This window comes from Streptomyces sp. NPDC096205, assembly GCF_044763135.1.
Classification (GTDB): Bacteria; Actinomycetota; Actinomycetes; order Streptomycetales; family Streptomycetaceae; genus Streptomyces.
Map to the genome: position 1 here is coordinate 456820 of NZ_JBIWFS010000004.1, position 26656 is coordinate 483475.

Below are 26656 nucleotides of genomic sequence, written 5' to 3' on the forward strand. Positions count from 1 at the left end.
CATGCGAATGACAGTGATCGGCACCGGACGCGTCGGAGCGGTCCACGCCGTCTGCATGGCCGATCTCGGCCATACCGTCCTCGGCGTGGACATCGACCCCGAGAAGGCCACGGCCCTCGCCGCCGGTCGCCCGTTCTTCCATGAGCCGGGCCTGGCCGCCCTGCTCCGCCGGACCCTCGCCTCGGGCCGGCTGCGCTTCACCTCCTCCCTGACCGAGGCCGCTCAGTTCGCCGACACGCACTTCCTGTGCGTGCCCACGCCGCAGCGGCGCGACTCGGGCGCGGCCGACCTGAGCCATTTCCAGGCCGCCGCGGACAGCGTGATGACGTACGCACGGGCGTGCGGCCGCGACCAGGTCCTGCTCGTCGGCAAGTCGACCGTGCCCGTCGGAACGGCGGAGCGGCTCGTCGCCCGGCTGGGCCCGGCCGCCGACGTCGCCTCGAATCCCGAGTTCCTGCGCGAGGGCCACGCGATCCAGGACACCCTGCGCCCCGAGCGTGTCGTCGCGGGCGTCCGTACGCCGCACGCCGAGGCGCGGCTGCGGGAGATCTACGCGCCGATGGCACGGGCCGGCACGCCGCTCATCGTCACGGACACCGCGACCGCCGAGCTGGTCAAGCTCGCGTCCAACGCCTTCCTCGCGACGAAGATCTCCTTCATCAACGCCATGGCGGAGATCTGCGACGCCACCGGTGCGGACGTCCTCACCCTGGCCGGCGGGATGGCCGCGGACTCCCGGATCGGCTCCGGCTTCCTCGTCCCCGGTCTCGGCTTCGGCGGCAGCTGCCTGGCCAAGGACATCCGGGCGCTGGCCGCCCATGGCGAGGAACTGGGCCTCGGCGAGTCGGTGGCCTTCCTCCGGCAGGTCGACGCCATCAACACCCGGCAGCGTCTGCGGGTCGTCCGGCTCGCCGAACGGCTGGTCGGCGGGTCCTTCGCCGGTCGCAACGTCGGGATCCTGGGAGCCGCCTTCAAGCCGCGCAGCGACGACGTCCGCGATTCGCCGGCGCTCGCCGTCGCGGAGGCGATCCGGCAACGGGGCGCCCAGGTCCGGGTGCACGACCCGGAGGCGGTCGACAACGCCCGAGCGGCCCATCCCGCCCTTCAGTTCGCCCTGGAGGTCGGCAAGGCCTGTGAGCAGGCGGATGTCGTTCTGCACCTCACCGAGTGGGCCCAGTACCGGGGACTCGACCCCGAGGCCCTCGCCGCCGTGGTGCGCGTCCCGGCCGTCGTGGACGCCCGGCACACGCTGGATCCCGCCCTCTGGCGCGCGGCCGGCTGGACCCTGCGCGCACCCGGCCGCCCGAGGCTCGACCGGCCGGCGGTCTAGCCGAGCCGGGCGGCCTGGCGGTCGGCGCCGGCCAGGAGGGCGTCGAGAAGGCCCGGGAAGAGAGCGTCCAGGTCGTCCTTGCGCAGGCCGTTCATCTTGGCCGTGCCCCGGTAGATCTGCCGGATCACGCCTGCCTCGCGCAGCACCCGGAAGTGGTGGGTCGTCGTGGACTTGGCGACCGGCACCACGAACTGGGAACAGGCGAGCTCCCCGCCCCCGGTGCCGGCGAGTTCCCGCACGATCTGCAGCCGCAGCGGGTCCGAGAGGGCGTGCAGGACGTCCTCCAGCCGGATCTCCTCGCGGTCCGGATGGGGGAGGTCGCGGCTGCCGGTGGGTGCGGTGATGGCCATGCGGGCCATTGTACGAGGATTCTCGTAGTTTGACATTTCCCGTACTACGATGACTATCGTACGACTCGGCATCGGACCCGCGACGAATGGAGGCGCAGTGAGCGCGCTCTTCGAGCCCTACACCCTGCGTGAACTGACCATCCCCAACCGTGTGTGGATGGCCCCGATGTGCCAGTACTCGGCCGCGCCGGACGGCCCCGAAGCGGGCGCCCCGCACGACTGGCACTTCGGTCACTACGCGGCCCGCGCGGCCGGCGGTACCGGGCTGATCCTCACCGAGGCCACCGCGGTGAGCCCCGAGGGCCGTATCTCGCCGTACGACCTGGGTCTGTGGAACGACACGCAGACCGAGGCGTTCCGCCGGATCACCCGCTTCCTCGTCGCGCAGGGCACCGTACCGGGCATCCAGCTCGCGCACGCCGGCCGCAAGGCCTCGACCGCCCAGCCCTGGAAGGGCGGCGAGCCGGTCGGCGCCGACGCCCACGGCTGGACGCCGCTCGCGCCGAGCGCGGTGCCGTTCAAGGAGGGGCACGCCGTGCCCGAGGAGCTGACGGTGGAGCAGATCCGGGAGATCGTCGGCCGGTTCGCCGACGCGGCCCGGCGGGCGCTCGCCGCGGGCTTCGAGGTCGTCGAGGTGCACGGCGCCCACGGCTACCTGGTCCACGAGTTCCTCTCCCCGTACTCCAACCGCCGCACCGACGCCTACGGCGGCTCGTACGAGAACCGCACCCGCTTCGCCCTGGAGGTCGTCGACGCGGTGCGCGCGGTCTGGCCGCAGGACAAGCCGGTGTTCTTCCGTGTCTCGGCGACCGACTGGCTCGACGAGGGCGGCTGGAGCGCCGAGGACACCGTCCGCTTCGCCCGCGACCTCCAGGCACACGGCGTCGACCTGCTCGACGTCTCCACCGGCGGCAACGTCGCAGGCGCCCGTATCCCCACCGGCCCCGGCTACCAGGTGCCCTTCGCCGCCCGGGTCAAGGCCGAGACCACCCTCCCGGTCGCCTCGGTGGGCCTGATCACCGATGCCTCGCAGGCCGAGAAGATCCTCGCCAATGCCGAGGCCGACGCGGTCCTCCTCGGCCGCGAGCTGCTGCGCAACCCCTACTGGGCCCGGCACGCCGCCCAGGAGCTGGGCGACGAGGTGCGGGTGCCCGACCAGTACGGCTGGGCGGTCTGACGACGAGTCGGCCGCGCCGTCGCGGGCCAGCCGGGACACCGTCCCGGGTCGGCCGCGCCGTCTCAGCGGGCCAGCCGGGACACCGTCCGCTCCAGGCGGGGCAGGGCCCGCTGGCCCGTGACCGCCAGGGCGATCGACGCGGCGACCGCCGCCCAGGCGAAGGGGCCCAGCGGGGTGCAGCCGAAGAACTGGCTCGCGCCCGGGGTCTCGACCAGGAGGAACAGCGCGGCCGCGGAGCCGATCGCGGTGGCCCGGACGAGGGGGCTGCCGCGCCGGTCGGCGAGGGTCTGGGCGAGCTGCGTGCCGACCAGGGCGCACAGGGCCATCGTGGTGGAGCGGCGCCGGGTGCCGGGCGTGAAGCGGCCGAACAGCCAGGCCGCGGTCGCGCCGAGACAGGTCGTCAGGGCGCGATGGCGGATCTGGCGGATCAGCGGGGCGCCCAGCAGCGAGGTGCCGAGCGGCTGCGGACCCGGTTCGGGCACGCCGTCCTCCGCACCTCCCTCCTCGCCCTTCGGCGTCACGGCCACCGCCATCGCCGGGAACAGGTCGGTGAAGAGGTTCACCAGCAGCATCTGCCGGGTGGACAGCGGCGCGGCGCCCGAGAGCAGGGTGCCGAGGATGCCGAAGCCGACCTCGCCGGCGTTGCCGCCGATCAGGATGGCGACGGCGTCGGCGACGCCGTGCCACAGGGCGCGCCCCTCCCCCACCGCCTCGATGAGCACCGTCAGGTCGTCGCCGGTGAGCACGATGTCGGCGGCGTTGCGGGCGGCCGCCGAGCCCCGCGCCTGGATGCCGACGCCGACATCGGCGGCGCGGATCGCCGCGGCGTCGTTCGCGCCGTCGCCGACCATGCCGACCACCAGGCCCGCGTCCCTGAGCGCCTCGATCACCTGGAGCTTCTGCTCGGGCGCGACCCGCGCGACGACTCCGGCGTCACGCAGCATCCGTGCCCGCACCGAGCGGTCCGCGGCGGCGAGTTCCTCGCCCGTCACCACCACCGTGTCCTCGGGCCAGCCCAGTTCGGCCGCGATCGCCCGGGCCGTCTGCGGATGGTCGCCGGTCAGCATCACCGGCCGTACGCCCGCGTTGCGCAGGCCCTCGACAAGGGCCGTGGACGTCTCACGGGGCGTGTCGGCGAGGCCCAGCAGGCCGGTGAACTCCAGCTCCTGCAGCGGCGCTTCGAGAACCTCCGCCGCCGACTCGCCCTCGCTGAGGCTCCGTTGGGCCACCGCGAGGACCCGCAGTCCGTCGCGGGCCAGGCGGTGCGCCCTGTCGGACGCGTCGTCGGGCACGTCGCGGCAGGCGGGCAGGACCGTCTCCGGGGCGCCCTTGACCACCAGCACCGGCGAGCCGTCCGCCGCACGGCCGACGGCGGCGGCATACCCGCGGGCCGCCTCGAAGGGCCGGCCCTCGCTCTGCTCCCACTCAGGGTCGGGGCCGGCCGCGTCCAGGACGGCCTCGTCGGTGGCGTGCGCGGGGCGTTCGTCGCCGCCGTCCAGGCGCGGACAGGCCCGTGCGGCAGCGCGCAGGGTGGGGTCGGCGCCGTCCTCGCCGGGCCGGTGCACCGTCCCCGCGGCGTCGGAGACCCGGACCAGGCGCAGCCGGTTCTCGGTGAGGGTGCCGGTCTTGTCGAAGCAGAGGGTGTCCATGCGGCCCAGCGCCTCCAGGGTGCGCGGGGTGCGCACCAGCACGCCGCGGCGGCTTAGCCTGCGCGCCGACGTCAGCTGGGCGACCGTGGCCACCAGCGGCAGGCCCTCGGGCACCGCGGCGACGGCGACCGCGACGCCGCCGCTGACCGCCTCCCTGATCGGCGTACCGCGCAGCAGGGCCAGGCCCGAGACGGCGGCACCGCCCGCGAGGGTCATCGGCAGGGCCTTCTCGGTGAGTTCCCGCAGCCGGGCCTGCACACCGGCGGACGGCGGAGTCCGTGCGGCCAGGGCGACGGCCCGGTGCGCCTCGGTGTGGGCGCCGGTGTCGACGACCACGGCACGGGCCCGGCCCGCGACCACGGTCGTGCCCTCGAAGACCATGCAGTGCCGGTCGGCGACCGTCGCCCGCGGGGTCGCGTCGGTCTGCTTGTCCGCGGGCAGCGACTCGCCGGTCAGCGCGGACTCGTCGACCTCCAGGCCGTCCTGCCACAGCAACCGCGCGTCGGCGGGCACCACGTCGTCGGCACGCAGGTCGATCACATCGCCGGGGGCGAGGCGGGAGGCGTCCACCGTACGCAGGGCGTCGGCGGGTTCGTCCTCGGGGGCGGTGCCGTACGACGGTGAGGCCCCGGTGTCCTGGCCTGCCCCGGCCTCCTCGCGCGGAGCGAGCCGCGCCTTCTGCTTCTGCTCCGCCACCAGCTTGGACAGCGCGTGCTCGGCGCGCAGCCGCTGGGCGCCGCCGACCAGGGCGTTGAGGTCGAGGGCGCCGAGGACGAGGAGGGCGTCGACGGCGGAGCCGAGGATGGCCTCGGCGGCGGAGCCGACGGCGAGGATCGGGGTGAGCGGGTCGTCCAGTTCGCCGCGTACCGCGCGGGCGAGGCTCAGGGTCCAGCGGGCGGGCGCCAGCACCGGTGTCCGCCCGACGGACCGCGCCCTCGTCCGCACCCGGTCGGCGGTCCGGGCCAGCCCCTCGGGCCGTACGCCGGGCTCCTGCTCCAGCCGGGACAGCACGGCGTCCGTCCCCAGGGCGTGCCAGGCCACGCGTGGCCGCGGGTGCGGGGCACGGGTGACCGCCACGCCGAGGGCCGCGCGCACCCCGCTGAACAGGGAGGCGGCGGCGGCCGTCTCGACGGGCACGTCCCGCAGCGCGGCCAGGCCCCTGCGCCGCCTGCCGTGCGGGGACTCGCCGATGGCGACGAGCAGCCCGGACAGCGCGGCGCCGGACTTGGCGAGCACCTGCGCGTGGTCCCCGACACGGCGGGCGGCCGGGACGGCCACCAGCAGCCGCCACACGTCGAGGAGTCCCTGCACCGCGAGGACGTCGGCGCCCCAGGCGACGGCGGCACCGGGGTCGGTGAGGGCGACGGCGATGTCCCCGGCGAGCAGGCCGGACAGGACGTCCTCGTCGTCGGCGGACCGCGGCCGCGCCACGGTCACGACGGTGCCGTCGGGCTCGCGCAGCTCGGCGACGACGTCGGCGAGCGGCCGCCCGGGTTCCACGACCTGGTCGGCCAGGCCGGTGAGTTCGCCCACCACCGGGTCGTCCACCACGACGACCCGCATACCGGCCCGCCGCGCCGCGTCCAGCACGGCCTCGCCCCAGGGGTCGCAGGCGTCCTCGCCCGACTCCTGCTGCCGGCACAGCGCGCTGGGGTGCAGCAGCAGTGTCCCGGCCGTCTCCAGTTGCCGCAGCCGGTCGGTGTCGCGGACCAGGACGCCGGTGCGGGCCAGCGCGCAGCCGAGGACGGCGTGGAAGGCGGCGGGCCCGTAGCGGGCGGCCTTGGGCGAACCGGCCAGGGCCGCCTCGGCCGCCTCGTTGGTGTCGCGTTTGACGACCAGCGCGGCGGCGGCACCGAGGAGCCGACCGGCCGAGGCGGAACCGGCGTAGTCCTCGGCGGGGGTGCTGCGCAGCGGCGGCCTGGGCCAGCGGTCGGCGGCGACGTCCTCGCGGCCGGGGACGCACAGCCGGTCGTGGTCGGCGTCGAAGGCGGCCGCGCGGGCGACGGTCTCCCCGAGCTGGAGGGCCCGCAGGGAGGCGGCGAGCAGCAAGGAGGTCGACGACTGGCCGGCGCCCCGTGCGGCGGCGTGCGCGACGGCCAGCAGCAGGTCCGAGCGGGAGCGGCCGAGGCGGGAGCGCAGCAGGCCGCGGAAGGCGGGGTTCTCGCGCAGCACCGACACCGTGGCGGTGAGCGTGCGGGGCGTCGGCGGCAGCCGCAGGGCGCGGGCGGTGACCGCGACGGCGGCACCGGCCACGTCGGCGGCCAGCGCGGCGGCGGCGAACCGCACCCCCGCCGGGTCGCCGGGGTGGGAGAACTCCTCCACGCCGCCGTCCGCCGGGCCGAGCCCGTGCCGGGCGGCGAGGGCCGTGGCCCGCTCGACCACACGGTCCGCGACCGCGTCGTCGACGGCGGCCACCACCAGCCGGCGCAGGCCTCCGTCCCAGTAGGCGTACGCGACCTCGGGGCGTTCGGCGATCGCCGCGGCGGTCTTGCGCAGGGCCCGCTGGGTGCCGCCCGCGCGCTGCACCTGCGCGGGGGCGGTGGGCTGAAGCGCGAGGTGGGCCCGTCGGCCGGAGCGCCAGGACCGCTCGCCGCCGGGCAGGGCGTTGCGCGCGACGCGGGCGACCCGCACCGCGCTGTCGGCGCCGCGCACCCCGGCCCGCGCGGCCCCCGCCGCGGCGCCGGCGGCCGCCCCGGCCGCGGGCACGGCACCGCGCGCGAGCAGCCGTGGTCCGGCGAGGACCGCCGCCGTGGTTCCGGTGATCAGCCCCATCCGCTGCCCGCCTCCTCAGTCGCCTTCGGTGGTACGGCTGTGATGTGCGCGGCCGTGTCCCGGGTGGGACGCCGTGCGCGTGGGGGTGCCGGCGGTGCCCTTCGGCCGGCCTGCAGCGATGGTGGCGCTCTTGGCTCGGCTCGGCGAGCCGGCGGCCCCGGACGTCGCCTTCCCGGTCTTCTCGCTCCGCGCACCCGGCTTCTGCTGGGTGAGCCAGACGACGGCCGCCCCGGTCAGGGCGACGGGCCACTCCACCACTCCGGCGGCGCCGAGGATTCCGGCGCCCGCGTACGCGGCCATCCGCCGGCCGCGCGGCGACACGGTCCCGACGGCGTTCAGCGCGCCCTCGGCGGCGTGGCCCACCGCTCCGGCTCCCGGCACCCGGCCCAGCACCGACGCGGTGGCGCGCAGCGGCTGGGGAAGGCCGGCATTCTCGCGTGCCATGGCTCTACTCGCCTCCCAGACAGTGATCGGCCTCTGCGCACCGCCGAGTGCCCATGATCCGGCCGCTCATCCGTCCGACATGGAGGCAAAAGCGCAGGCGGCCCCGGGTCGGCGTCCGGGGCCGCCGTACGACGGCGAGGTCAGCCGGTGGCGCAGGCGGCACCGTTGAGGGTGAAGGCCGAGGGGGCCGCGCTGTTGCCGGTGTGGGTGGCCTGGTAGCCGATGCTCACGCTCGCGTTCGGCGCGATCGTGGCGTTGTACGACACGTTCGTGGCGGTCACCGAGCCGCTGGTGGGGGCGTAGGCGGCGCCCCAGCCGTTGGTGACGGTCTGGCCGGACGGCAGGGTGAAGCCCAGCTTCCAGCCGTTGATCGCGGTGCTGCCGGTGTTGGTGATCGTCACGGAGGCCGTCAGGCCGGTGTTCCACGCGTTGGTGGTGACGGTGACCCGGCATCCGCCGGGCTGGGGCTGCGGGGCCGGGCCCTCGGTGTCGAGGCCGAAGAAGGTGACGGCCCGGGCGCCCATGCCGGACGCGTAGAGGTTGTGGCCGACGCCCTGGAGGCTGATGGCCTCGACGGGTGCCTGGTCACCGGTGCCGCCGTAGCGGGTACGGGTCCAGCCGGCGGCGGGGCTGTCGGTGGCGGAGGGCGTCTGGCTCAGGCCGTGGACGTTGGTCCACTGCTTGATCTCCTCGCCGAAGTTGGGGTAGCGCAGGACGTCGTCCTCGGTGCCGTGCCACAGCTGCATCCGGGGCCGCGGTCCGGTGTAGCCGGGGTACGCCCGGCGGACGAGGTCGCCCCAGGCCTGCGGGGTGCGGATGACGGTGCCGTTCGCGCAGTCGCTGTTCCACTCGGAGCCGTTGGTGGTGGCGAAGCAGGCGAAGGGGACCCCGGAGAAGGCGGCGCCCGCGGCGAATACGTCCGGGTAGTCGCCCAGCAGGACGTTGGTCATCATCGCGCCCGAGGAGATGCCGGTGGCGAAGATCCGCCGGGTGTCGGCGTCGTAGGTGCGCACCACCCAGTCGACCATCGACTTGATACCCACCGGGTCGCTGCCGCCGTCGCGCCGCAGGGCCTGCGGGGAGGCGACGTCGAAGCACTTGCTGGCACGCGTGACGGACGGGTAGACCACGATGAAGCCGTGGCGGTCGGCCAGCGAGGCGTACTCGGTGTTGCTGTACATCGCCGGGCCGGAGCCGGTGCAGTAGTGCACGGCGACCACGACGGCCGGGTGGGCGGTGACGCTGTCCGGGACGTACAGGTACATCTGCAGGTTGCTGGGGTTGGCGCCGAAGCCGGTGATCTCGGTCAGCGCCGCGGTGGGCGCGACCGGCTCGGCCTCGGTGCCGCGCGCGGCGGCCGGGGGTGCCGCGAGCAGGGCCAGCAGCAGGGGCACGAGCGCTGCGAGGAGGGTGCGGAGCAGGGTGGGCGCCCTGCCGGGGGCTCTGCCCGCACGGTCGATCAGCCCGCTGACGTACGTACACATACGTGGAGTCGACATCGACTGCCCCTTCGTGAGGAGAGACGTCCCGAGAAGCATGGTGACATGGACACGCCCGACGTGGAAGCGCTCCCACACACCCTTGACCAGTAAGCGCTTTCCATCTACGTTCCGTTCAGCACCATGACCGATTCGAGCCGCAGACCCCACGACACGGAAGAAGGAATCGGGACATGCCCCACGCACGACACCCGCACGGCCGGAGGCACGTCGGGACACTGGCCGCGCTTTCTGTTGGCATGCTCATGACCAGTGGCGCGCTCACTCCGGCGCACGCCGCCACCTGGCCGTCCGCCTCCGGCAGCCAGCCGGTCACCGCGACCATCAACCTGACCAGCTCCAAGGACTACGGCATGCTGCGCCTCTACGGCAGCGGCGCCCTCGGCACCGGCGACCAGTCCGAGGACCAGCAGCCGATCCTCACGCTCGCGGGCGGCGTCACGCTGAAGAACGTCATCATCGGCGCGCCCGGCGCCGACGGCATCCACTGTCTGGGCAGCTGCACGCTGCAGAACGTCTGGTGGGAGGACGTCGGCGAGGACGCCGCCACCTTCCGCGGGGGCAGCGGCGCCACCTACAACGTCGTCGGCGGCGGCGCGAAGAAGGCGTCCGACAAGGTGTTCCAGCACAACGGCGGCGGCACCGTGAACATCTCGAACTTCGCGGTGCAGGAGTTCAAGACGCTCTACCGCTCCTGCGGCGACTGCTCCACGCAGTACACCCGCAAGGTCAACCTCAACACCATCGAGGTGACCGGCACCGGCACCACGGCCCGGCTGGTGGGCATCAACGTCAACCGCAACGACGTGGCCACCCTGCGCGGCATCACGATCCTCAACGACGCCTCGCGCAAGGTGATCCCGTGCCAGAAGTACAACAACAACACGGCGGTCGGTGTCGGCCCGGACAGCACCAACTGCCTCTACTCCGCCTCGGACATCACCTACCGGTGACGGCTCGGGGGTGAGGGCGGCGGCCGTACGGAGCGTTCCCGCACCGCGCTTCGTACGGCCGCCTGTGCTGTTCTGCGCGTCCGCGTTTCAGTCCGCCACGCGCGCGTGCACCTGCTGTTGCAGTTCACGGCGGTAGTCCGCGTAGGCGGCGCGCAGGGCCGGGCCCGGCCACTCGGCGGGCAGCAGGGCGTCCGGCAGGACGGGGTCGGCGAGCAGGTGCCGTACGACGGCCGCATAGGCGGTGAGCCGGTCGGCCGGGCGCTCCACGCGCGCGACATGGGCCAGCAGGGCGTCGGCCGTCGCCGCCCAGGCCTCCAGGGGCCACAGGCTCGCGGCCAGCTCGCGCGCGGGCCGGGCGGGACGGGAGGTGTAGCACTCGGCCACCTGCCCGAGATCCTCGGGCAGTTCCCGGGCGAGGCTGGCGGGGCGCAGCCAGACGCCCTCGCGGAGTTCGGCGAGGCGCAGGCCGGCCAGCCGGGTGCGCAGATCGGCGCGTTCGGCGGGGCCGCGGCCAGTCGCGGTGACCACGACCATCTCCCAGTCTCCGTCCCACGCGCGCGTGCGCGGCCGTACGGCGTCGTCCTGCCGGCGTCTGCGCTCCAGCAGCCGCTCGCCGATCCGGTAGCCGGTGCCGGTGCGGCGCAGATCGCCCGCGGCCGCCATCCGGCTGAGCGCGGCCCGCAGGGTCGACCCGCCGACCCCGAAGGGCGCCACCGCGCGGGCGAGGTCCTTCGCCGCCATCTCCGGCGGGTCCGCGCCGAGCAGCAGGCTCAGGACGACGGACCGCGCGGACAGCGGACGCAGCTCGACGGCATCCGAAGCGGTCATCTCTTGTGGTGGGCCGGCCATGGCCTCGTACTGTACGGGCCACCGGCAGGTGTTGCACTATTGCTGCGACCGCAGCACGAGTGCAACACTCGGGCTATGGTCCCGACACCCGCGCAGCTGCCGTACGCGACGCACGACGTCACCAACCAGCCTCCGCCGCTGGCCCCCTACGACGCCTCCGAGGACGTGGCCCTGCTGGAGGGGCTGCGCCGGGAGGGCGCCGGCTGGGCCGAGCCGGACGTCCGCCGGCTCGGGCTGCTGGCGGGCGGGGCCGAGGCGCAGGAGTGGGGCGAGCAGGCCAACCGGCACGAGCCGGAGCTGCGCACCCATGACCGGTGGGGCAATCGCGTCGACGAGGTCGAGTTCCACCCGAGCTGGCACCGCCTCATGGGCGTCGCGGTCGCCGAGGGCCTGGCCGGGGCACCCTGGGCGGACGACCGGCCGGGCGCGCATGTCGCCCGTACGGCCGGTGGGCTGGTCTGGGGGCACAGCGAGGCCGGGCACGGCTGCCCCACCTCGATGACGTACGCGGCGATCCCGGCGCTGCGCCGGGAGCCGGAGCTGGCCAAGGTCTACGAACCGCTGCTGACCAGCCGCGAGTACGACCCCGGGCTGCGGGTGCCGGCGCAGAAACGCGGCCTGCTGGCCGGCATGGGGATGACCGAGAAGCAGGGCGGCTCGGACGTCCGCACCAACACCACGGCGGCGACGCCGACTTCGGAGTCCGGCGTCTACACCCTGCGCGGGCACAAGTGGTTCACGTCGGCGCCGATGTGCGATGTGTTCCTGGTGCTGGCCCAGGCGCCGGGGGGCCTTTCCTGCTTCCTCGTCCCGCGCGTGCTGCCGGACGGCACCCGCAACGCCTTCCGCATCCAGCGGCTCAAGGACAAGCTGGGCAACCGGTCCAACGCCTCCTCCGAGCCCGAGTTCGACGGGACGGTCGCCTGGCTGGTCGGGCCCGAGGGGCAGGGCGTCAAGACGATCATCGAGATGGTCAACTGCACCCGCCTGGACTGTGTAATGGCGTCGGCGACGCTGATGCGCCGCACCCTTGTCGAGGCGGGGCATCACGCGCGGCACCGCAGCGCGTTCGGCGCGCGCCTCGCCGACCAGCCGCTGATGCGCAATGTGCTGGCCGACCTGGCGCTGGAGTCGGAGGCCGCGACGACACTCACCCTGCGGCTCGCCGGGGCGGCCGACCGGGCCGTACGCGGGGACGAGGGCGAGCGCGCGTTCCGCCGGATCGCCACGGCCGTCGGCAAGTACTGGGTCACCAAGCGGGGTCCCGCCTTCACCGCTGAGGCCCTGGAGTGCCTGGGCGGCAACGGCTATGTCGAGGACTCGAGCATGCCCCGCCACTACCGCGAGGCGCCCCTGCTGTCCATCTGGGAGGGCTCCGGGAACGTCAACGCCCTCGACGTCCTACGGGCCTTGACCCGCGACCCGCGCACGTCCGAGGCCCTGTTCGCCGAACTCGCCCTCGCCCAGGGGGCGGACGCCCGGCTGGACGCGGCGGTGAGCCGTCTGAAGGAGGGCCTGACCACGGCGTCCGAGTCGAGCGCCCGCCGCCTGGTGGAGGCCATGGCCCTCGCCCTCCAGGCCTCCCTCCTCGTCCGGCATGCCCCTCCCGCCGTCGCCGACGCCTTCTGCGCCACCCGCCTGGCCGGCGACTGGGGCCACGCCTTCGGCACGCTGCCGGACTCGGCGGATCTGGAGGGGATTCTGGGGCGGGCGCTGGGGTTCGGTCACTGAGGGCGGGGTCGGGCGGGGCGGCCGGGCCTGATGGTGCCGCCGGGCCGGGAGCCGCCTGGCCCGGTGGTGCGTCCGGCCCGGGGCCCCCGTTGGTCCAGCGCCAGTGCCGGGTCCTTGTCCGGCACGCCCTTCCCGCCGTCGCCGACGCCTTCTGCGCCACACGCCTCGCCCATGCCTCGGGCCAGGCCTCCGGAGCGGGGAGGGGCCTTCGCTGGAGGGCGCAGTGGCCGGCGCCTGTCGGGGGTGGTTGCTGTGCGTTTCCGGGTGCGGGGGCCTGTATAGCCGGTCGCGCAGTTCCCCGCGTCCCTTGGGGGCCGCCGACGTGTCGTCGTCTCACCCTGTGCGGTGGCCCCACAACGGGTCGAAGTGGGCCCAGTCGGCGTCCCAACGGTCGAGGCGGCGGGACTCCAGGCGGCTGCGGACGGCGCGGCCGCAGGCGAGGGGAACGGCGGCCGCGCCGAGGCCGGCGAGGGTGCCGACGAGGGCGGAGCGGACACGGGCCTGGTCGGGGCTGGCGGGCGGGGTGACGAGGCGGCCGGTGCGGTCGATCCACACGGTGACCGGGGTGCCCTCGGCGGTGCCGGGACGGACCCGGGCCTGTCCGGCACGCGGGGAGCCGTCCGGTGCGGTCCAGCCCACCTTCGCCCACACCTGGGAGCCGCCCGCCGCGGCCGGCACGGCGGACGTGCCGACCGCGTCCTCGGTGAGCCGGGCGGTGGTGGGACGCCACTCCACCCGCTCGCGGGCCATCCCCCGCTCCACGGACCCGGCGACGGTCACCCCGGCGAGCACCCCGCACAGCACGGTCAACGTCCACGCTCCGAGAAGCACCCACGCCTCGACCGCGTCGGAGCGGCGCCTGAGCGGATTGCGCCGCCAGCGCCACAGCCACACCCGCCGTATCCGCCGCACGCGCCGCATGCGGCGACCCCTCACACCCTGCAGGCCCATCGAAGCCCGCCTCCTCATCAGCGCACGACCACCCCACCGGCCTCCCATACGGGCGGCGGCCCGCCGATGCTCAGGGGCGGCCTCCGCCAAGACGGTGCCATGCGCCGCATTCCGTGCGGGCGACTTCGCGGAAAAGTCCCCCGACGGTGGCTCGGATGTGCTCCCGCCGCCGCTCCCGCCTTCCTGCCCCGGCGCCCATCGACACGCCCTGACCTGCGGCGACGCCGCTTCCAGGGGTGACTGTCAGTGGTGGGGTGCAGACTGGCCGGTGTCTGAGACGCATACGTCGAAGCACAGCGGAGGTGAGCGGCATGTCCGACGTACTGCTGGCCGTGGGCACCCGGAAGGGCCTCTTCATCGGGCGCCGGCGCGGGGGCGCATGGGAGTTCGACGAGACTCCCTACTTCAACGCGCAGGCCGTCTACTCGGTCGCGATCGACACCCGCGGCGACACCCCGCGCCTGCTGGCCGGAGGCGACAGCGCGCACTGGGGCCCGTCCGTGTTCCACTCCGACGACCTCGGCCGGACATGGACCGAACCGGCCCGGCCGGCCGTCAAGTTCCCGCAGGACACGGGCGCTTCGCTGGAGCGGGTGTGGCAGCTGCACCCCGCGGCGGCCGAGCCGGACGTGGTGTACGCGGGCACGGAACCGGCCGCGCTGTACCGCTCGCAGGACCGCGGCGAGAGCTTCGAGCTGGTGCGGCCGCTGTGGGAGCACCCGACGCGCTCGCAGTGGGTGCCGGGCGGTGGCGGCGAGGGCCTGCACACCGTCCTCACCGACCGGCGCGACCCGGATGCGATCACCGTCGCCGTCTCCACGGCCGGCGTGTTCCGTACGTCCGACGGCGGCGCGAGCTGGGCGCCCTCCAACTCCGGTGTCTCCGCGGTGTTCCTGCCGGACCCGAACCCGGAGTTCGGGCAGTGCGTGCACAAGGTGGCGCGGGACGCGGTGACCCCGGACCGGCTGTACCTGCAGAACCACTGGGGCGTGTACCGCAGCGACGACGCCGGCGCGCACTGGACGGACATCGGGGCGGGCCTGCCGTCGACGTTCGGTTTCGCGATGGCCACCCACCCGCACCGCGGCGACACCGCCTACGTGTTCCCGATCACCGCCGACTCCGACCGGGTCCCGGCCGACCGCCGCTGCCGGGTCTACCGCACCGAGGACGCAGGAGAGTCGTGGGAGCCGCTCACGGCCGGCCTGCCGCAGGAGGACCACTACGGCACCGTGCTGCGCGACGCCCTGTGCACCGACGACGCCGACCCCGCGGGGGTGTACTTCGGCAATCGCAACGGCGAGGTGTTCGCCTCGGCCGATCACGGCGACAGCTGGCGGCAGTTGGCCTCGCATCTGCCGGATGTGCTGTGCGTGCGGGCCGCGGTGGTCGGATGAGGTCTTCCCGATCCGCCGTCGGCCGCCACCGGTTGATCGCCGTGCCGTGTACGGCAGTAGGGTGACGCCGTGGCACCACGACCGTTGCATGAAATCGTCGAACCGGGCTGGGCGAAGGCTCTGGAACCGGTGGCCGGGCGGATCGCCGAGATGGGCGACTTCCTTCGCAGGGAGATCGCCGAGGGGCGCACCTACCTCCCCGCGGGGGCGAACGTCCTACGGGCCTTCCAGCAGCCCTTCGACGAGGTCCGCGTCCTCATCGTCGGGCAGGACCCGTATCCGACCCCGGGGCATGCGGTCGGGCTGTCGTTCTCGGTGGCGCCGGAGGTACGGCCGCTGCCGGGCAGCCTGATCAACATCTTCCGCGAGCTCAACTCCGACCTCGGCGTCCCGCAGCCGTCCAACGGCGATCTGACGCCCTGGACCCAGCAGGGCGTGCTGTTGCTCAACAGGGCGCTCACCACGGCTCCGCGCCGCCCCGCCGCGCACCGCGGCAAGGGCTGGGAGGAGGTCACCGAGCAGGCGATCCGCGCGCTGGCCGCACGGGGCAAGCCGCTGGTGTCGATCCTGTGGGGCCGGGACGCCCGCAATCTGCGGCCGCTGCTGGGCAGCCTGCCCTCGGTGGAGTCGGCGCACCCCTCCCCCATGTCCGCCGACCGCGGCTTCTTCGGTTCGCGGCCGTTCAGCCGGGCCAACGACCTGCTGATCCAGCAGGGCGGCCAGCCCGTGGACTGGCGCCTGCCGTGACCGGTCCGGGGGGAACGGCGCCGACACCGCGAACGCCACGGCCGTCGCCGACACCACGGCCGTCGCGGACACCGGAGTCGGCGACGGACGGGGCGGCCGACGCAGGGAGCGCACCGCTGTCCTGCACCGGGCGTGGGGGCCGCGGGCCCGCCGGGTTTCTCGCCGTGGACTCCGGAGGCTCCGGCCTGCGGGTCGTCGTCGGTACGGCGGACGGTGCCGTGTCGGCGCGACGCGAGTCGGCGGTGCCGGTGCGGACCGGGCCCGGGGGTATCGACCCCGACCATCTCATGACCCAACTGCTGCCGCTGGTCCGCTCGTTGAGGGCCGAGACCGGGGTCGCCGAGCTGGGCACCGCCGCGGTCGGCGCGGCCGGGCTGAGCACGCTGGGGGATGCGCTGCGCGCCGAACTGCCGGGTGCTCTGCGGCGGGAGTTCGGGGTCGGGACGGTCGCGCTCGCCGCCGACGCGGTCACCGCGTACGTGGGTGCCCTCGGGGAGCGGCCGGGTGCCGTGGTCGCGGCCGGCACCGGCATGATCGCGATCGGTACGGATCTGACGCGCTGGCGCCGGGCGGACGGCTGGGGGCATCTGCTGGGCGACTGCGGCAGCGGGGCCTGGATCGGCCGGGCCGGACTGGAGGCGGCGCTGCGCGCCCACGACGGCCGCGACGGCGGTTCCGCGCTGCTGCTCTCGCGCGCCGAGGAGGTGTTCGGGCCGATGGCGGGGCTGCCGGGCAAGCTGTATCCGCGGCCGGACCGGCCCGCCGTGCTGGCCTCGTTCGCGCCGCAGGTCGCCGCGTGCGCGGACGTCGACCCGGTCGCCGAGCGGATCCTCGGGGCCGCGGCACGGCACATCGCCGAGTCGGCCGCCGCCGTGTGCCCCGGCGAGGGCGAGGCGGTCATCGCGCTGACGGGCGGGCTGTTCCGCATGGGCAAGCCGCTGCTGGAACCGCTGGCCGAGGAGTTGGGGCAGCGGCTGCCCCGGGCGCGGCAGGTGGAGGCCGAGGGCGATCCGATGCTGGGCGCGGTGCGCGTCGCGACGGCGCTCGCCGAGGGGCGGCTCGCGCTGCCGCGCGACGAGCGAATGCTGCAGGTCATGACCCTGGAGAGGTGACGGGCGGTCACAGCACGTGACGGGGGCCGGTGAGGGCCGAGTTGTGGACGGATCGTGGCTGATCCGCCCGTAACTCATCAGAACTCATCAGACAAAACCGGACGGATACCGCTCACCTGCCCCCTCCCCGAACAGGGGAGCCCAGGAAACCAGTAACATGCGGCGCCATGAGCTCCCCCACTGGGCCCGCGTCCGGCCTGCCAGTACGAATGCCGCGCCCCCGCCAGCCCGGGCGGCACCGCCGACCCGAGCCGTTGGCGGCTCCCGAGGGCGCGCCCGCGCTCGTCCTCGCGGTTCCGGGCACGCCCAGCGCCGCCACCCGCGGCCTTGCCGAGGAGGTCGTGAGCATCGCCCGCTCCGAGCTGCCCGGCCTCGATGCCCGGATCGGGTACCTCGACGGGGACGACGCGGAGTTCCCCTCGCTGCAGGCCGTGCTCGCGCACGCGGCCGACGAGCGCACCGCCCGCTACGAGCAGGCGCTGGTCGCCGGCCTGGAGGCCAAGGAGCCCGAGGGTCCCGTCGCGGTCGTCGTGCCGCTGCTGGCCGGCCCGGACAACGCGCTGCTGCGCCAGGTCCGTCAGGCCGTCATGGACAGCCGGGTCGCCGCCGAGCTGACGGACGTCCTCGGTCCGCACCCGCTGCTCGCCGAGGCGCTGCACGTGCGGCTGTCCGAGGCCGGTCTGGCCCGCGCCGACCGTGCCCGGCTGTTCACCGTGGCCACGGCCGCGGACGGCATCATCCTGGCGTCCGTGGGCGGCGAGGAGGCCGTGCAGGCGGCCGGGATCACCGGCATGCTGCTCGCCGCGCGGCTGGCCGTGCCGGTGATGGCCGCGGCGCTCGACCAGGAGGGCTCGATCACGTCCGTCGCCGAGCAGCTGCGTTCCTCCGGCTCGCAGCAGCTGGCGCTGGCGCCGTACCTGATCGGCCCGGAGATCGATGCCTCGCTGGTCGAGGCGGCCGCGCAGGAGGCGGGCTGCCCCGCCGCCGAGGCGCTCGGCCCCTACCCGGCGATCGGCAAGCTCGCGCTGGCGCAGTACACCACGGCCCTGGGCATCGCCCCGCAGACCCCGCAGGGCGCGCCGGTCCGCTGACCCGGGCCGGCCTTGGACGCCGTACGACCGAAGGGCCCGCTCCCGGCCGGGGAGCGGGCCCTTTTGTGCGGTCAGCCGACGACGACGCAGGAGGCGGCGGGCACCCGGAGGGAGCCCGTGCGTCGCGGGAGTCCGGTGTCCGGGTCGAGGTGGAACCAGGTGACGTCCCCGGAGCGTTCGTTGGCGACGTAGAGGCAGCCGCCGGAGACGGTGAGGGCGCGCGGCCAGTGGCCCCCGCAGGGGACGGTGGCGACCAGGCGCAGCTCGTCGCCCTCGACGGACAGCACGCACAGCACGTCCTCGCCGCGGACCGCGGTCCACACGAACCGGCCGTCGGGCGAGACCACGATCCCCGACGGGTAGGCGTCGCCGTCGGGAGCGCCGGGCAGTACCGGTGTCTCGGTGAGCGGCCTGAGGGTGCCGTCGGCGGCGTCCCAGTGGCAGACGGTGATGGTGGGGGTGAGCTCGTTGACGACGTAGGCGCGGTCGCCGTCGGGGTGGAAGGCCAGGTGGCGGGGCCCGCAGCCGGGGCGCAGGGCGATCTCGCGGTGCAGCTTCAGCCTGCCGTCCGTCAGGGTGCACACCCGCACCGAGTCGGTGCCGAGGTCGACGCTGACCGCCCAGCGGCCGCTCGGGTCGGGCTGCACCTGGTGGGCGTGCGGGCCCTGCTGGCGGGGCGTGTGCGGGCCCGAGCCGGTGTGCTGGAGCACGTCGGACGCGGCGCCCTCCGGCGTACCGTCGGGCCGCAGGGGCACGACCGACACGCTGCCGGAGCCGTAGTCGGCGGTCAGCAGGTGGTCCGCGAAGACGCTGAGGTGGGTGGGTCCCGAGCCGACGGACACCGGCTTGCCGAGGGGTTCGGGGGCGTCCCCGGCCACCCGGTACGCGGCGACGGCGCCGTCGGCCGTCTCACTCACGGCGTACAGCGTGCCGCCGTCGGGCGAGAGCGCCAGGTAGGAGGGGTCGGGCAGGCCGTTGACGCCGCCCACGACGGCCAGTGAGCCATCGGCGGGCTCCACGGCCGCCACGACCACCCCGGGGCCCCCGGCCGCCGTGAACGACCCGATGAACGCCCGCACCCGCCGCATGCCGCCGTCTGCCACCGTTGTCCCCTTTCGGTCGACTGCCCGTCGGAGGCGACGGTAGCAGTTGCGGTCTAGACCAAGGGTGCGAGCGGGCACGGTGGTGCGTGCCGGGACGGCCGTGAGGCGGGTCGGCGGGAGGGTGTCGGGCACGGTGGTGCGTACCGAGACGGCCGTGCGGCGGGAGGGTGGGGCGCGTCACGCCCCCACGAGCGGCGAGCCCGAAGGGGCCCGCAGTGGGGTCGCCAGTTCGGAGAGAGCGCGTTCGAGGCCGTGGAGGTGGGCGAGGGCGGGCTCGGCGACCGGCGCGGGGCCGGGCTCGGGCGGGCGGGGGCCCTTGCTCGCCGGGCTGTCGATCAGGGCCTGGACGGAGGCCTCGACGCGGTGGCAGGCGGTGGCCAGGCGGGCGTCGTGGGAGGCCTCGGGGTCGGCGGCGACGGCGACCAGGCCGCGGATCTCGCGGGCGCAGGCGTCGAGCAGGGCCAGCACCTGGCGGGCGCGCCGCTTGCGGACGAGCATCGGGTTCAGCGGGTGGACGAGGGGCGCGACGGCGAGACGTACCCGGCCCAGCAGCTGCTCGAGTTCGGCCACGCGCGGCGCCGGGTCGGCGTCCGGAACGCCGGCCATCCGCGCGGCGGCCTCGGTGGTGGCGGCCCGTACGCAGGTCAGGGCGCGCTGGATCCAGGCGTCCGTGACGGCGTGGGTGGTGACGGGCAGGACGAACAGCACGGCCAGGACCGCGCCGAGCGCGCCCACCCCCGTCTCGGCGAGCCGCAGCGCGAGCAGGGCGGGGTCGAGCAGGTCCAGCAGGCCGTAGAGGAGGGACGCGAGCAGCGTCACGCAGAGCATCATCCAGGTGTAGGACACGGCGGCCGTGTAGAAGATGCCGAAGACACAGGCGGCGAGGAGAACGCAGGTGGCCACGGGGTCGCCCGCCACGGGGACCGCGACGAGCAGGCCGATGCCGATGCCGATCACCGTGCCGAGGACGCGGCGGAAGCCGCGGACCAGGGTCTCGCCGCGCGAGGTGGTGTTGACGAAGATCCACCAGGTGGCGCCGACGGCCCAGTACCAGCGCTGCCCGGACACCAGCTGCCCGACGACGAGCGCGAAGCCCGCTCCCGCGGTGGCCTGCACGGCCTGCCGCGTGGTGATGCGGGCCAGCCCGGTGCCGCCCGGCGGCGCGACCGCGGGCGGCGGAGGCAGCCGGCGCTCGTAGCACCACAGCCCGAAGCGCACCGCGGCCGCGGACAGCACCGACAGCAGGACGGCGGCGTACAGCTCGGGCAGCCGGTCCGGGGTGGCGCGCAGGAACTGGGCGATGAAGTACGTCATGAACGCGAACACGCCGAGGCTGTGGCCGCGCGGCCCCCAGCGACGGGCGTACACGCCGACCCCGACGACGGCCAGGAAGGCGAGGTCACGGGCGACGGGCCGGTCGTGCAGCTCGGCCGCGAGGGCGAGCACCGGCAGGCCGACGGCAGGCAGCAGGGCGGTGGTGACCGCCTGACCGCGGATGGTGGTGTCGGTGACGGTGAACAGGGCGAGGAGCGCGGCGAGACCACCGATGACGGCGCCGACGAGGGAATGCCCCGCCAGTCCGCAGACGACCACGGCGAGCCCGATGCCGAGGACGGCCCGCGTGGCGAAACGCAGTCGCGTCCGCCCCGGGTCCGCCGCCACGAACACCCTCTTCAGCACTGTCTACCGCCCCCTCGTAACGACCGGCATGAAAAAGGCGCCGCGGGATCCGCAGCGCCATCGACATCTCCATGACAGCATCCCGGCCGCCAGTGGCTCAAGTCGGCTCATTACCGGTGGGCCAATGGCACAGCCGGGGCCATCGCTGCTCGGCCAGAGGAGGGCCAACGGACCACCGGCCGTGGTCCAGCCCGGTCGCGCGGTGATGGGCCATTGGTACAGTCGATGAAGATCAACAAGCGACGAGGAGGCCGTGCGCCATGGCCGTGGACGAACTGGACACCCGCATTCTGCGGCTGCTCCTGGAGCAGCCCCGCACCAGCGTCCGCGAGTACGCCCGCATCCTCGGCGTGGCCCGCGGCACCCTCCAGGCCCGCCTGGACCGGCTGGAGCGGGACGGCGTGATCACCGGCACGAGTCCGGCCCTCTCCCCCGCCGCGCTCGGCCATCCGGTGCTGGCGTTCGTGCACATCGAGGTGACCCAGGGGCACCTGGACGACGTGGGCGACGCGCTGGCGTCCGTGCCGGAGATCGTCGAGGCGTTCTCCATCACGGGTGGGGGCGATCTGCTCACCCGCGTGGTGGCCCGCGACAACGCGCATCTGGAGGATGTCATCCAGAAGCTGATCAGTCTGCCGGGCGTGGTCCGCACCCGCACCGAGGTCGCCCTGCGCGAACGCGTCCCGCACCGACTGCTGCCTCTGGTCGAGTCGATCGGCCGGGCGGCGAGGCAGTCCTAGGCCAGGAGAATGGGCCGGGCGGCGAGGCAGTCCTGGGCCAGGAGAACGGGCCGGGCGGCGAGGCAGTCCTGGGCCGGGAAGAAGCGGCCGGGCGGCGAGGCCGGGAGAATCGGCAGGGCGCGAGGCGGCCCTAGGCCGGGATACTCTCCGGCAGCCCGAACAGCGGGAACAGCCGCTCGGTGTCCCGGAAGGCGTGGATGGCGGTGACCCGGTCGCCGCGCACGTCGAGGACCTGGAGCGCCCACGGCGCGTAGGTCGCGCCGGCGGGCCGGTACTGCCCGAAGGCCGGCGAGCCGTTCGCCTCGACCGGCACCAGGCGTGACCCGCGGCAGCCGACCGCCGGCCCGCTCAGCCAGGCCCGGATGTCGGAGGCGCCGCGCATCCACACGGTGTACGGCGGCAGGGACAGCGTGGCGTCGACGTGGAGCAGCATGCCGAGCTCCTCCATGTCGAAGCGGGAGAAGGCGGCGGTATAGCGCCGGGCGAGGGCCGACCGGACGGTGCCGGACGGCTCGGCCGGGCTCTCCCCGTCCGGCGCGCGGCGTGCAGCGAGGGTGGCACGGGCCCGCTGGAGCGCGCTGTTGACCGAGGCCACGCTGCACTCGTGCAGCTCGGCGACCTCCTGGGCGGAGAAGCCCATCACCTCGCGCAGCAGAAGCGTGGCGCGCTGCTTGGGCGGCAGGTGCTGCAGCGCGGCGACGAAGGCGAGGCGTACGGACTCGTCGGCGGCGGCCGCGTGCGCGGGGTCGCCGTACGGGCACGGCTCGATCCACATGGCGGCGTCGAGCGGCGCACCCGGTGAGGTGGCACCGACGGCCGGTTCGGTGAGGTCCATCGGCAGGACGCGCCGGCCGCGGGCGGCGAGGGCGTCCAGACAGACGTTGGTGGTGATGCGGTAGAGCCAGGTGCGCACCGACGAGCGCTGCTCGAAGCGGTCGCCGTGCTTCCACGCCCGCAGCAGCGCCTCCTGCACGGCGTCCTCGGCCTCGAAGGCCGAGCCGAGCATCCGGTAGCAGTAGCCGGTGAGTTCGGCACGGTACGCGTCGAGTTCCAGGTCGGTCGTCGTATCCCCCATGGGGGTGACGTTACCGGCCCCGGCCGCAACTGCCGAACCTGTCAGTACCGTTGACGACCTTTCCGCACGCCTCTAGCGTCCGGACGACCATCCGCACAGCGTTCGCGATATCGAACAACCGGGGAAGAGTACATGGCCCCGCCCCTGTCCCAACGCACCCTGATCGGCGGCGCACTGCTCGCCGCGACGGCAATCTGCGCGGCCACTTCACCGGCCGAGCGCGGCATCACCGTCACGCAGACCACCGACTCCCCCTTCGAGCAGGGCAGCACGCTCACCGTCCGCGGCGGCGGCACCGTCACGCTGCTGCTGCGCGTGCCGTCCTGGGCGACCGCGGTCTTCCTGGGTGACGGTCAACGGCCGTGCGGTCAGCGGCACTCCGCGGCCCTGCTCCTACTTCCCGGTGTCCCGCACCTGGCGCTCGGGCGACCTCGTGCGGGTCTCCTTCCCCTTCCGGCTGCGGGTGGAGAAGGCCCTGGACGACCCGTCGCTGCAGACCCTGTTCCTCGGCCCGGTCAACCTGGTCGCAACCCGGCGACCACGCATCTCCAGCTGGGCCTGTACCGCAACGCCGCCCTGTCGGGCGACCTGCTGCCCTCGCTCTCCCCCGTGACCGGCAAGCCCCTGCACTTCACGCTGGACGGCCGGGAGATCGCCCCCTTCCTGGAGGGCACCGAGGACCCCACCCACGCCTACTTCCGGCGCTCGGAGCCACGCGTGGTGTTCGGCGGCATCGACTCCGGCGTGGCCAACCCGGCCAAGGCCGACGGCACGACCCTGCTCGACGAGATCTGGGCGGGCGCGCCCTTCGCGAGCAGGAACGCGCTGGTCGTACGCGTACGGGCGACGGCCGACGCCTGGGTCGCGGCCGGGCTGCTGTCGCGAGCCGACGCCGACACGGTCGTACGAACGGCTGAGGGAGCGTCGTATCGACGCTGACGGTATCGACGCTGACGTCTAGGAGCGGCGGCGCGGCTTGCCGCGGCCCGCGCCGCCCTTGCCGCCGCCCTTGGCACCGCCCGTGCGGGGGCGGCCGCCCTTCGCGGGGGCGGGCTTGCGGCGGGCGGCGGAAGCGGTGGCCGGCTTCTGCTTACGCTCCTGCTTGCGCTCCTGCTCTTCGGCCGTCCGCTGCCGGCCGCGCGTGCTGTTGACCGTGCGGCCACGCACGATGCCGATGAAGTCCTCGACGAAGTCGCTGTGCGCGTCCTCCGGCCAGCACAGGGCGACGCTCGACTGCGGCGCGTCGGTCACCGTGCGGTAGGTGAGGTCCTTACGGTGATGCAGCCGCGCCAGCGACTGCGGTACGACCAGGACACCGACGCCCGCCGCGACCAGCTCGATCGCGTCCGCGGTCGTCGCGGGCCGCTCGATGGCCGGTTTGCCCGGCAGCCGCTCCCAGCCGAGTACGTCGTCCAGGGGGTGGAACACGACATCGTCCGCGAGGTCCTCGACCGTCACCTCCTCGGCCGCGGTCAGCAGGTGGTCCTTGGGCACGACCACGACCGACGTCTCGGTGTAGAGAGGAATCGCGCTGAAGACCGTACGGTCCACCGGCAGCCGCACCACACCCGCGTCCGCCTCCCCCGCCCGCAACACCTCGGGAGCCTCCGCAGCAGCCACGGGCAGCAACACGAGCGGGACGTCGGGCAGGCGTTCCGCCCAGATCCGCACCCACTTTCCGGGCGTGGCCCCGGGAACGTACGCGAGCCGGAACGAGGGGGGTGTTTCGGGGCCTGTCACTCCGCCAGGTTACCGGGTACGAGCCGGCCGACCCGCACGGGCGGCCGTGGGGGTGGGCAGGCTTGGGCTGGGCGGAGGGGCTGTGGCCGGCGGGGCCGGGCTTGGGATGGCGGGCGGGGGGCTGTGGCCGGCAGGGCTGGGCTTGGGATCGGCGGGCGGGGGCTGTGGCCGGCGGGGCTGGGCTTGGGATCGGCGGGCGGGGGCTGTGGCCGGCGGGGCCGGGCTTGGCGGACAGCACTGCGGGGCCCTGCCCGCACACCCGGCGAGCGGCACTGCGGCCGGCGGACCGCGCCCGCTGAACAGCGCTGTAGCCCGCGGCCCCGCGCCCCGCGCGCGGCGCTGTGGTCGGCGACCCCGCACCCGGCGGATAGTCTGGTCTGCATGAAGTCGCACCAGACCGCCCAGACGATGAAGCCCGCCACCGCGGCGAAGAAGCTGGGTGTGTACCTGCCCGCCACCCCCGCCGAGTTCCAGGAGGGGGTCGTCACGCGCGCCGAGCTGAACGAGATGCAGGCGAACCCGCCCGCGTGGCTGAGCGAGCTGCGACAGAACGGTCCGCACCCGCGCCCCGTGGTCGCGGCGAAGCTCGGTGTGTCCATCGCGGGTCTGGCCCGGGGCGGCGTCACCGAAGCGCTCACCACCGAGCAGATCGAGGCGCTGAAGGCCGAGATGCCCGAGTGGCTGCAGAAGGAGCGCGCCACGCAGGCGGAGGTCCGCAAGGAGGCGGCGCGGCTGAAGAAGCGTGACGCGGAGCGCGCGCAGCAGCAGCACTGACGTCCCGGGCGGGAAATCCGGTTGAGGGCGTGCGCCGCCCTCGGTGATGATCACCGCCATGTTCTCCCGCAGGAATCGCCGCCGCCCGAAGTCCCCCGCCGTCCTCGAGGCCTGGGAGCTGCTGGACTCCGGTGACATACCCGGCGCCCTGCGGCGGCTGCGCTCCGACACCGACACCCTGCCGCTGGGCGAGGTCGCGCTGGTGGCGGCGCGGGCCGCGGAGGGGGCCGGTTTCGACGACCTGCGGCAGGCCGCGGAGGCGCTCGCCGCCCGGCCGGAGGACGCCAAGGCGCTGTACGACTTCGGGTACGCCTGCGTCGAGCGCGGCGTGTCCTACCTGGCGGTCCCCGCACTGCGCGAGGTGCTGCGCTCCCACCCGGACGCGCTCGGAGTGGTGCGCGAGCTGGTCTCGGCGTACGAGCGGGAGGGCCGGCACGGGGAGGCGGTCGAGCTGCTCGGCCGGTACGACGCCGCGCTCCCGCCGTGGCCGGACCGCTATCTGCTCGTGTACAACGCGCTGATGGCGGGCGACCTGGAGCTGGCCCGCAGGCAGCACGCGCTGCTCGCCGACCCCGAGGACCCGCAGTGGCTGCCCGCGCGGCAGCGGCAGACCCGGATGCTGGAGCGCGCCGCGGCCGCCGCGCCGACGACCCCGCTGGACCTGTCCGACCTGCGCGGATGGCAGTACGTGATCGGCGGGAGCATCCTCGGCACGATCTCTCCGTACGGTTTCGGGGCCGGGATGAACGGTCGCTTCGCCTGGCTCCAGGACACGCCCGAGCTGTGCCTGCGCGGGCTGCTGCGGCTGAGGACGCTGATGGAGGCCGCCGAGCTGCGGCCGCGGTCCGTGTCCCTGCTGCCCGACCGCGACAGCGAGATCCTCGGCCGTGCGGCGGCAGGCCTGCTCGGCCTCCCCGCGGAGCCCTTCGTACCCGGCCGCGAGGACACCGTCGTGGTCGCCTACGACCTGAACGGGCTACTCGACACGCCCGAGGGCCCGGAGCTGCTGGGGCAGCTGCACGAGCGTGCCGCCGGTCAGGTGCTGCACGAGCACGCGAGCTGCTGGACGGACGCCCCGACGGTCACCGCGGACAGCGTGGCGCTGCTGCACCAGTCGGCCGTCGCGCCCTGGGGCGAGCGGCTGCGGGTCGGCGAGGACGGCGAAGTGGGCCCGGAGCCGGCCGACGAGCGGCCCGCGGCGCGGATCGCCGAGGAGATCCTGTCCGCCGACCCCGCCCCCGACGAGGGCGACGGCGAGACACCGGCCGACCCCGACGAGGCGTTCGCCGCATTCGCCACGGCGATGCGCGGCACCTGGCTGCGCGGCGAGCGCACGGCCCTGCGATCCAGCGGCCCGGTGCCGAGCAGCCGCTTCTCCTGACTCCTGCGCCCCAGCGGCCGGGGCCGAACAGGCGCTTCTCCTTACTCCTGCGCCCCAGCGGCCGGGGCCGAGCCGGCACTTCTCCTTACTCCAGCGCCCCAGCGGCCGGGG

General features: G+C 74.7%; 21 protein-coding genes and 1 pseudogene. 12 read left to right on the top strand and 10 right to left on the bottom strand.

What is annotated here, in order from left to right:
- Position 1 precedes the first annotated feature (1 nt).
- Entirely contained in the window at positions 2-1330 is a 1329-nt protein-coding gene (locus ACIQ6Y_RS18040) for a UDP-glucose dehydrogenase family protein (protein WP_404039399.1), read from the top strand.
- Here the strand turns inward: ACIQ6Y_RS18040 and ACIQ6Y_RS18045 are convergent.
- Positions 1327-1680, bottom strand: coding sequence for an ArsR/SmtB family transcription factor (locus ACIQ6Y_RS18045; RefSeq protein WP_404039401.1), 354 nt, complete (start codon positions 1678-1680; stop codon positions 1327-1329). The genes ACIQ6Y_RS18040 and ACIQ6Y_RS18045 overlap by 4 nt on opposite strands.
- Positions 1681-1777: 97 nt before the next feature.
- Between ACIQ6Y_RS18045 and ACIQ6Y_RS18050 the strand changes: the two genes are divergently transcribed.
- Positions 1778-2857: an NADH:flavin oxidoreductase/NADH oxidase gene (locus ACIQ6Y_RS18050; protein ID WP_404039404.1), complete on the top strand. Its 1080-nt coding sequence runs from the start codon at positions 1778-1780 to the stop codon at positions 2855-2857.
- 62 nt (positions 2858-2919) lie between these two features.
- Here the strand turns inward: ACIQ6Y_RS18050 and ACIQ6Y_RS18055 are convergent, their stop codons facing one another.
- The 3 genes from ACIQ6Y_RS18055 to ACIQ6Y_RS18065 all read right to left on the bottom strand — a co-directional run bounded on the left by ACIQ6Y_RS18055 (position 2920) and on the right by ACIQ6Y_RS18065 (position 9143).
- Positions 2920-7278: an HAD-IC family P-type ATPase gene (locus ACIQ6Y_RS18055; RefSeq protein WP_404039407.1), complete on the bottom strand. Its 4359-nt coding sequence runs from the start codon at positions 7276-7278 to the stop codon at positions 2920-2922.
- A 15-nt stretch (positions 7279-7293) separates the two neighbouring features.
- The gene (locus ACIQ6Y_RS18060; protein ID WP_404039409.1) at positions 7294-7722 is read right to left on the bottom strand and encodes a hypothetical protein; all 429 of its coding nucleotides are present in this window, start codon (positions 7720-7722) and stop codon (positions 7294-7296) included.
- A gap of 140 nt (positions 7723-7862) precedes the next feature.
- Positions 7863-9143 (bottom strand): PHB depolymerase family esterase, encoded by a 1281-nt coding sequence (locus tag ACIQ6Y_RS18065; RefSeq protein ID WP_404040108.1) that lies wholly within the window; start codon positions 9141-9143, stop codon positions 7863-7865.
- A gap of 251 nt (positions 9144-9394) precedes the next feature.
- Here ACIQ6Y_RS18065 and ACIQ6Y_RS18070 point away from each other — a divergent pair, with 251 nt between their 5' ends.
- Positions 9395-10174, top strand: a complete 780-nt coding sequence (locus tag ACIQ6Y_RS18070; RefSeq protein ID WP_404039412.1) for a pectate lyase — start codon at positions 9395-9397, stop codon at positions 10172-10174.
- Positions 10175-10261: 87 nt separating this feature from the next.
- On the opposite strand, the gene ACIQ6Y_RS18075 is transcribed toward ACIQ6Y_RS18070, so the two are convergent.
- On the bottom strand, positions 10262-11002 hold the full coding sequence (locus ACIQ6Y_RS18075) for a PaaX family transcriptional regulator C-terminal domain-containing protein (protein ID WP_404039414.1): 741 nt from the start codon (positions 11000-11002) through the stop codon (positions 10262-10264).
- 96 nt (positions 11003-11098) lie between these two features.
- On the opposite strand from ACIQ6Y_RS18075, the gene ACIQ6Y_RS18080 reads away from it, so the two are divergent.
- The gene (locus tag ACIQ6Y_RS18080) at positions 11099-12754 is read left to right on the top strand and encodes a DNA alkylation response protein (protein WP_404039417.1); all 1656 of its coding nucleotides are present in this window, start codon (positions 11099-11101) and stop codon (positions 12752-12754) included.
- A 333-nt stretch (positions 12755-13087) separates the two neighbouring features.
- On the opposite strand, the gene ACIQ6Y_RS18085 is transcribed toward ACIQ6Y_RS18080, so the two are convergent.
- Complete coding sequence (locus ACIQ6Y_RS18085; RefSeq protein WP_404039419.1) at positions 13088-13675, bottom strand: hypothetical protein; 588 nt, start codon at positions 13673-13675, stop codon at positions 13088-13090.
- 341 nt (positions 13676-14016) lie between these two features.
- On the opposite strand from ACIQ6Y_RS18085, the gene ACIQ6Y_RS18090 reads away from it, so the two are divergent.
- From ACIQ6Y_RS18090 to ACIQ6Y_RS18105, 4 genes are all read left to right on the top strand, one after another.
- Entirely contained in the window at positions 14017-15102 is a 1086-nt protein-coding gene (locus tag ACIQ6Y_RS18090) for a WD40/YVTN/BNR-like repeat-containing protein (protein ID WP_404039422.1), read from the top strand.
- Between the two features lie 69 nt (positions 15103-15171).
- Entirely contained in the window at positions 15172-15849 is a 678-nt protein-coding gene (locus ACIQ6Y_RS18095; RefSeq protein WP_404039425.1) for a uracil-DNA glycosylase, read from the top strand.
- Positions 15850-16013: 164 nt separating this feature from the next.
- Positions 16014-16961 carry an N-acetylglucosamine kinase gene (locus tag ACIQ6Y_RS18100; protein WP_404039428.1) on the top strand — a complete coding sequence of 316 codons (948 nt, stop codon included), beginning with the start codon at positions 16014-16016 and terminating at the stop codon, positions 16959-16961.
- 167 nt (positions 16962-17128) lie between these two features.
- Positions 17129-18052 (top strand): sirohydrochlorin chelatase, encoded by a 924-nt coding sequence (locus tag ACIQ6Y_RS18105; RefSeq protein WP_404039431.1) that lies wholly within the window; start codon positions 17129-17131, stop codon positions 18050-18052.
- 71 nt (positions 18053-18123) lie between these two features.
- On the opposite strand, the gene ACIQ6Y_RS18110 is transcribed toward ACIQ6Y_RS18105, so the two are convergent.
- Complete coding sequence (locus tag ACIQ6Y_RS18110) at positions 18124-19155, bottom strand: lactonase family protein (protein WP_404039434.1); 1032 nt, start codon at positions 19153-19155, stop codon at positions 18124-18126.
- Positions 19156-19332: 177 nt separating this feature from the next.
- Positions 19333-20835 carry an FUSC family protein gene (locus ACIQ6Y_RS18115; RefSeq protein WP_404039436.1) on the bottom strand — a complete coding sequence of 501 codons (1503 nt, stop codon included), beginning with the start codon at positions 20833-20835 and terminating at the stop codon, positions 19333-19335.
- Positions 20836-21095: 260 nt separating this feature from the next.
- Between ACIQ6Y_RS18115 and ACIQ6Y_RS18120 the strand changes: the two genes are divergently transcribed.
- Positions 21096-21575 carry an Lrp/AsnC family transcriptional regulator gene (locus ACIQ6Y_RS18120; protein WP_404039439.1) on the top strand — a complete coding sequence of 160 codons (480 nt, stop codon included), beginning with the start codon at positions 21096-21098 and terminating at the stop codon, positions 21573-21575.
- Positions 21576-21705: 130 nt separating this feature from the next.
- On the opposite strand, the gene ACIQ6Y_RS18125 is transcribed toward ACIQ6Y_RS18120, so the two are convergent.
- Positions 21706-22650 (bottom strand): sigma-70 family RNA polymerase sigma factor, encoded by a 945-nt coding sequence (locus ACIQ6Y_RS18125; RefSeq protein ID WP_404039442.1) that lies wholly within the window; start codon positions 22648-22650, stop codon positions 21706-21708.
- A gap of 213 nt (positions 22651-22863) precedes the next feature.
- Between ACIQ6Y_RS18125 and ACIQ6Y_RS18130 the strand changes: the two are divergent.
- Positions 22864-23589: pseudogene (locus ACIQ6Y_RS18130) on the top strand (glycosylase); the annotation flags it as partial.
- An 18-nt stretch (positions 23590-23607) separates the two neighbouring features.
- Here ACIQ6Y_RS18130 and ACIQ6Y_RS18135 read toward each other — a convergent pair.
- Positions 23608-24390, bottom strand: coding sequence for a LysR substrate-binding domain-containing protein (locus ACIQ6Y_RS18135; RefSeq protein ID WP_404039445.1), 783 nt, complete (start codon positions 24388-24390; stop codon positions 23608-23610).
- Positions 24391-24771: 381 nt separating this feature from the next.
- Between ACIQ6Y_RS18135 and ACIQ6Y_RS18140 the strand changes: the two genes are divergently transcribed.
- Together ACIQ6Y_RS18140 and ACIQ6Y_RS18145 are read left to right on the top strand one after the other, a co-directional pair.
- A complete protein-coding gene (locus tag ACIQ6Y_RS18140) occupies positions 24772-25164 on the top strand; it encodes a DUF5997 family protein (RefSeq protein ID WP_404039448.1) in 393 nt (130 codons plus the stop codon).
- A gap of 58 nt (positions 25165-25222) precedes the next feature.
- A complete protein-coding gene (locus tag ACIQ6Y_RS18145; RefSeq protein WP_404039451.1) occupies positions 25223-26545 on the top strand; it encodes a hypothetical protein in 1323 nt (440 codons plus the stop codon).
- The last annotated feature ends 111 nt before the right edge of the window (positions 26546-26656 follow it).

Coding starts and splice junctions, on each gene's coding strand:
- ACIQ6Y_RS18075 (WP_404039414.1), bottom strand. CDS start 11,002: ATGACCGCTTCGGATGCCGTCGAGCTGCGTCCGCTGTCCGCGCGGTCC.
- ACIQ6Y_RS18120 (WP_404039439.1), top strand. CDS start 21,096: ATGGCCGTGGACGAACTGGACACCCGCATTCTGCGGCTGCTCCTGGAG.
- ACIQ6Y_RS18040 (WP_404039399.1), top strand. CDS start 2: ATGCGAATGACAGTGATCGGCACCGGACGCGTCGGAGCGGTCCACGCC.
- ACIQ6Y_RS18125 (WP_404039442.1), bottom strand. CDS start 22,650: ATGGGGGATACGACGACCGACCTGGAACTCGACGCGTACCGTGCCGAA.
- ACIQ6Y_RS18080 (WP_404039417.1), top strand. CDS start 11,099: ATGGTCCCGACACCCGCGCAGCTGCCGTACGCGACGCACGACGTCACC.
- ACIQ6Y_RS18145 (WP_404039451.1), top strand. CDS start 25,223: ATGTTCTCCCGCAGGAATCGCCGCCGCCCGAAGTCCCCCGCCGTCCTC.
- ACIQ6Y_RS18055 (WP_404039407.1), bottom strand. CDS start 7,278: ATGGGGCTGATCACCGGAACCACGGCGGCGGTCCTCGCCGGACCACGG.
- ACIQ6Y_RS18140 (WP_404039448.1), top strand. CDS start 24,772: ATGAAGTCGCACCAGACCGCCCAGACGATGAAGCCCGCCACCGCGGCG.
- ACIQ6Y_RS18070 (WP_404039412.1), top strand. CDS start 9,395: ATGCCCCACGCACGACACCCGCACGGCCGGAGGCACGTCGGGACACTG.
- ACIQ6Y_RS18090 (WP_404039422.1), top strand. CDS start 14,017: ATGTCCGACGTACTGCTGGCCGTGGGCACCCGGAAGGGCCTCTTCATC.
- ACIQ6Y_RS18045 (WP_404039401.1), bottom strand. CDS start 1,680: ATGGCCATCACCGCACCCACCGGCAGCCGCGACCTCCCCCATCCGGAC.
- ACIQ6Y_RS18085 (WP_404039419.1), bottom strand. CDS start 13,675: ATGCGGCGCGTGCGGCGGATACGGCGGGTGTGGCTGTGGCGCTGGCGG.
- ACIQ6Y_RS18060 (WP_404039409.1), bottom strand. CDS start 7,722: ATGGCACGCGAGAATGCCGGCCTTCCCCAGCCGCTGCGCGCCACCGCG.
- ACIQ6Y_RS18105 (WP_404039431.1), top strand. CDS start 17,129: ATGAGCTCCCCCACTGGGCCCGCGTCCGGCCTGCCAGTACGAATGCCG.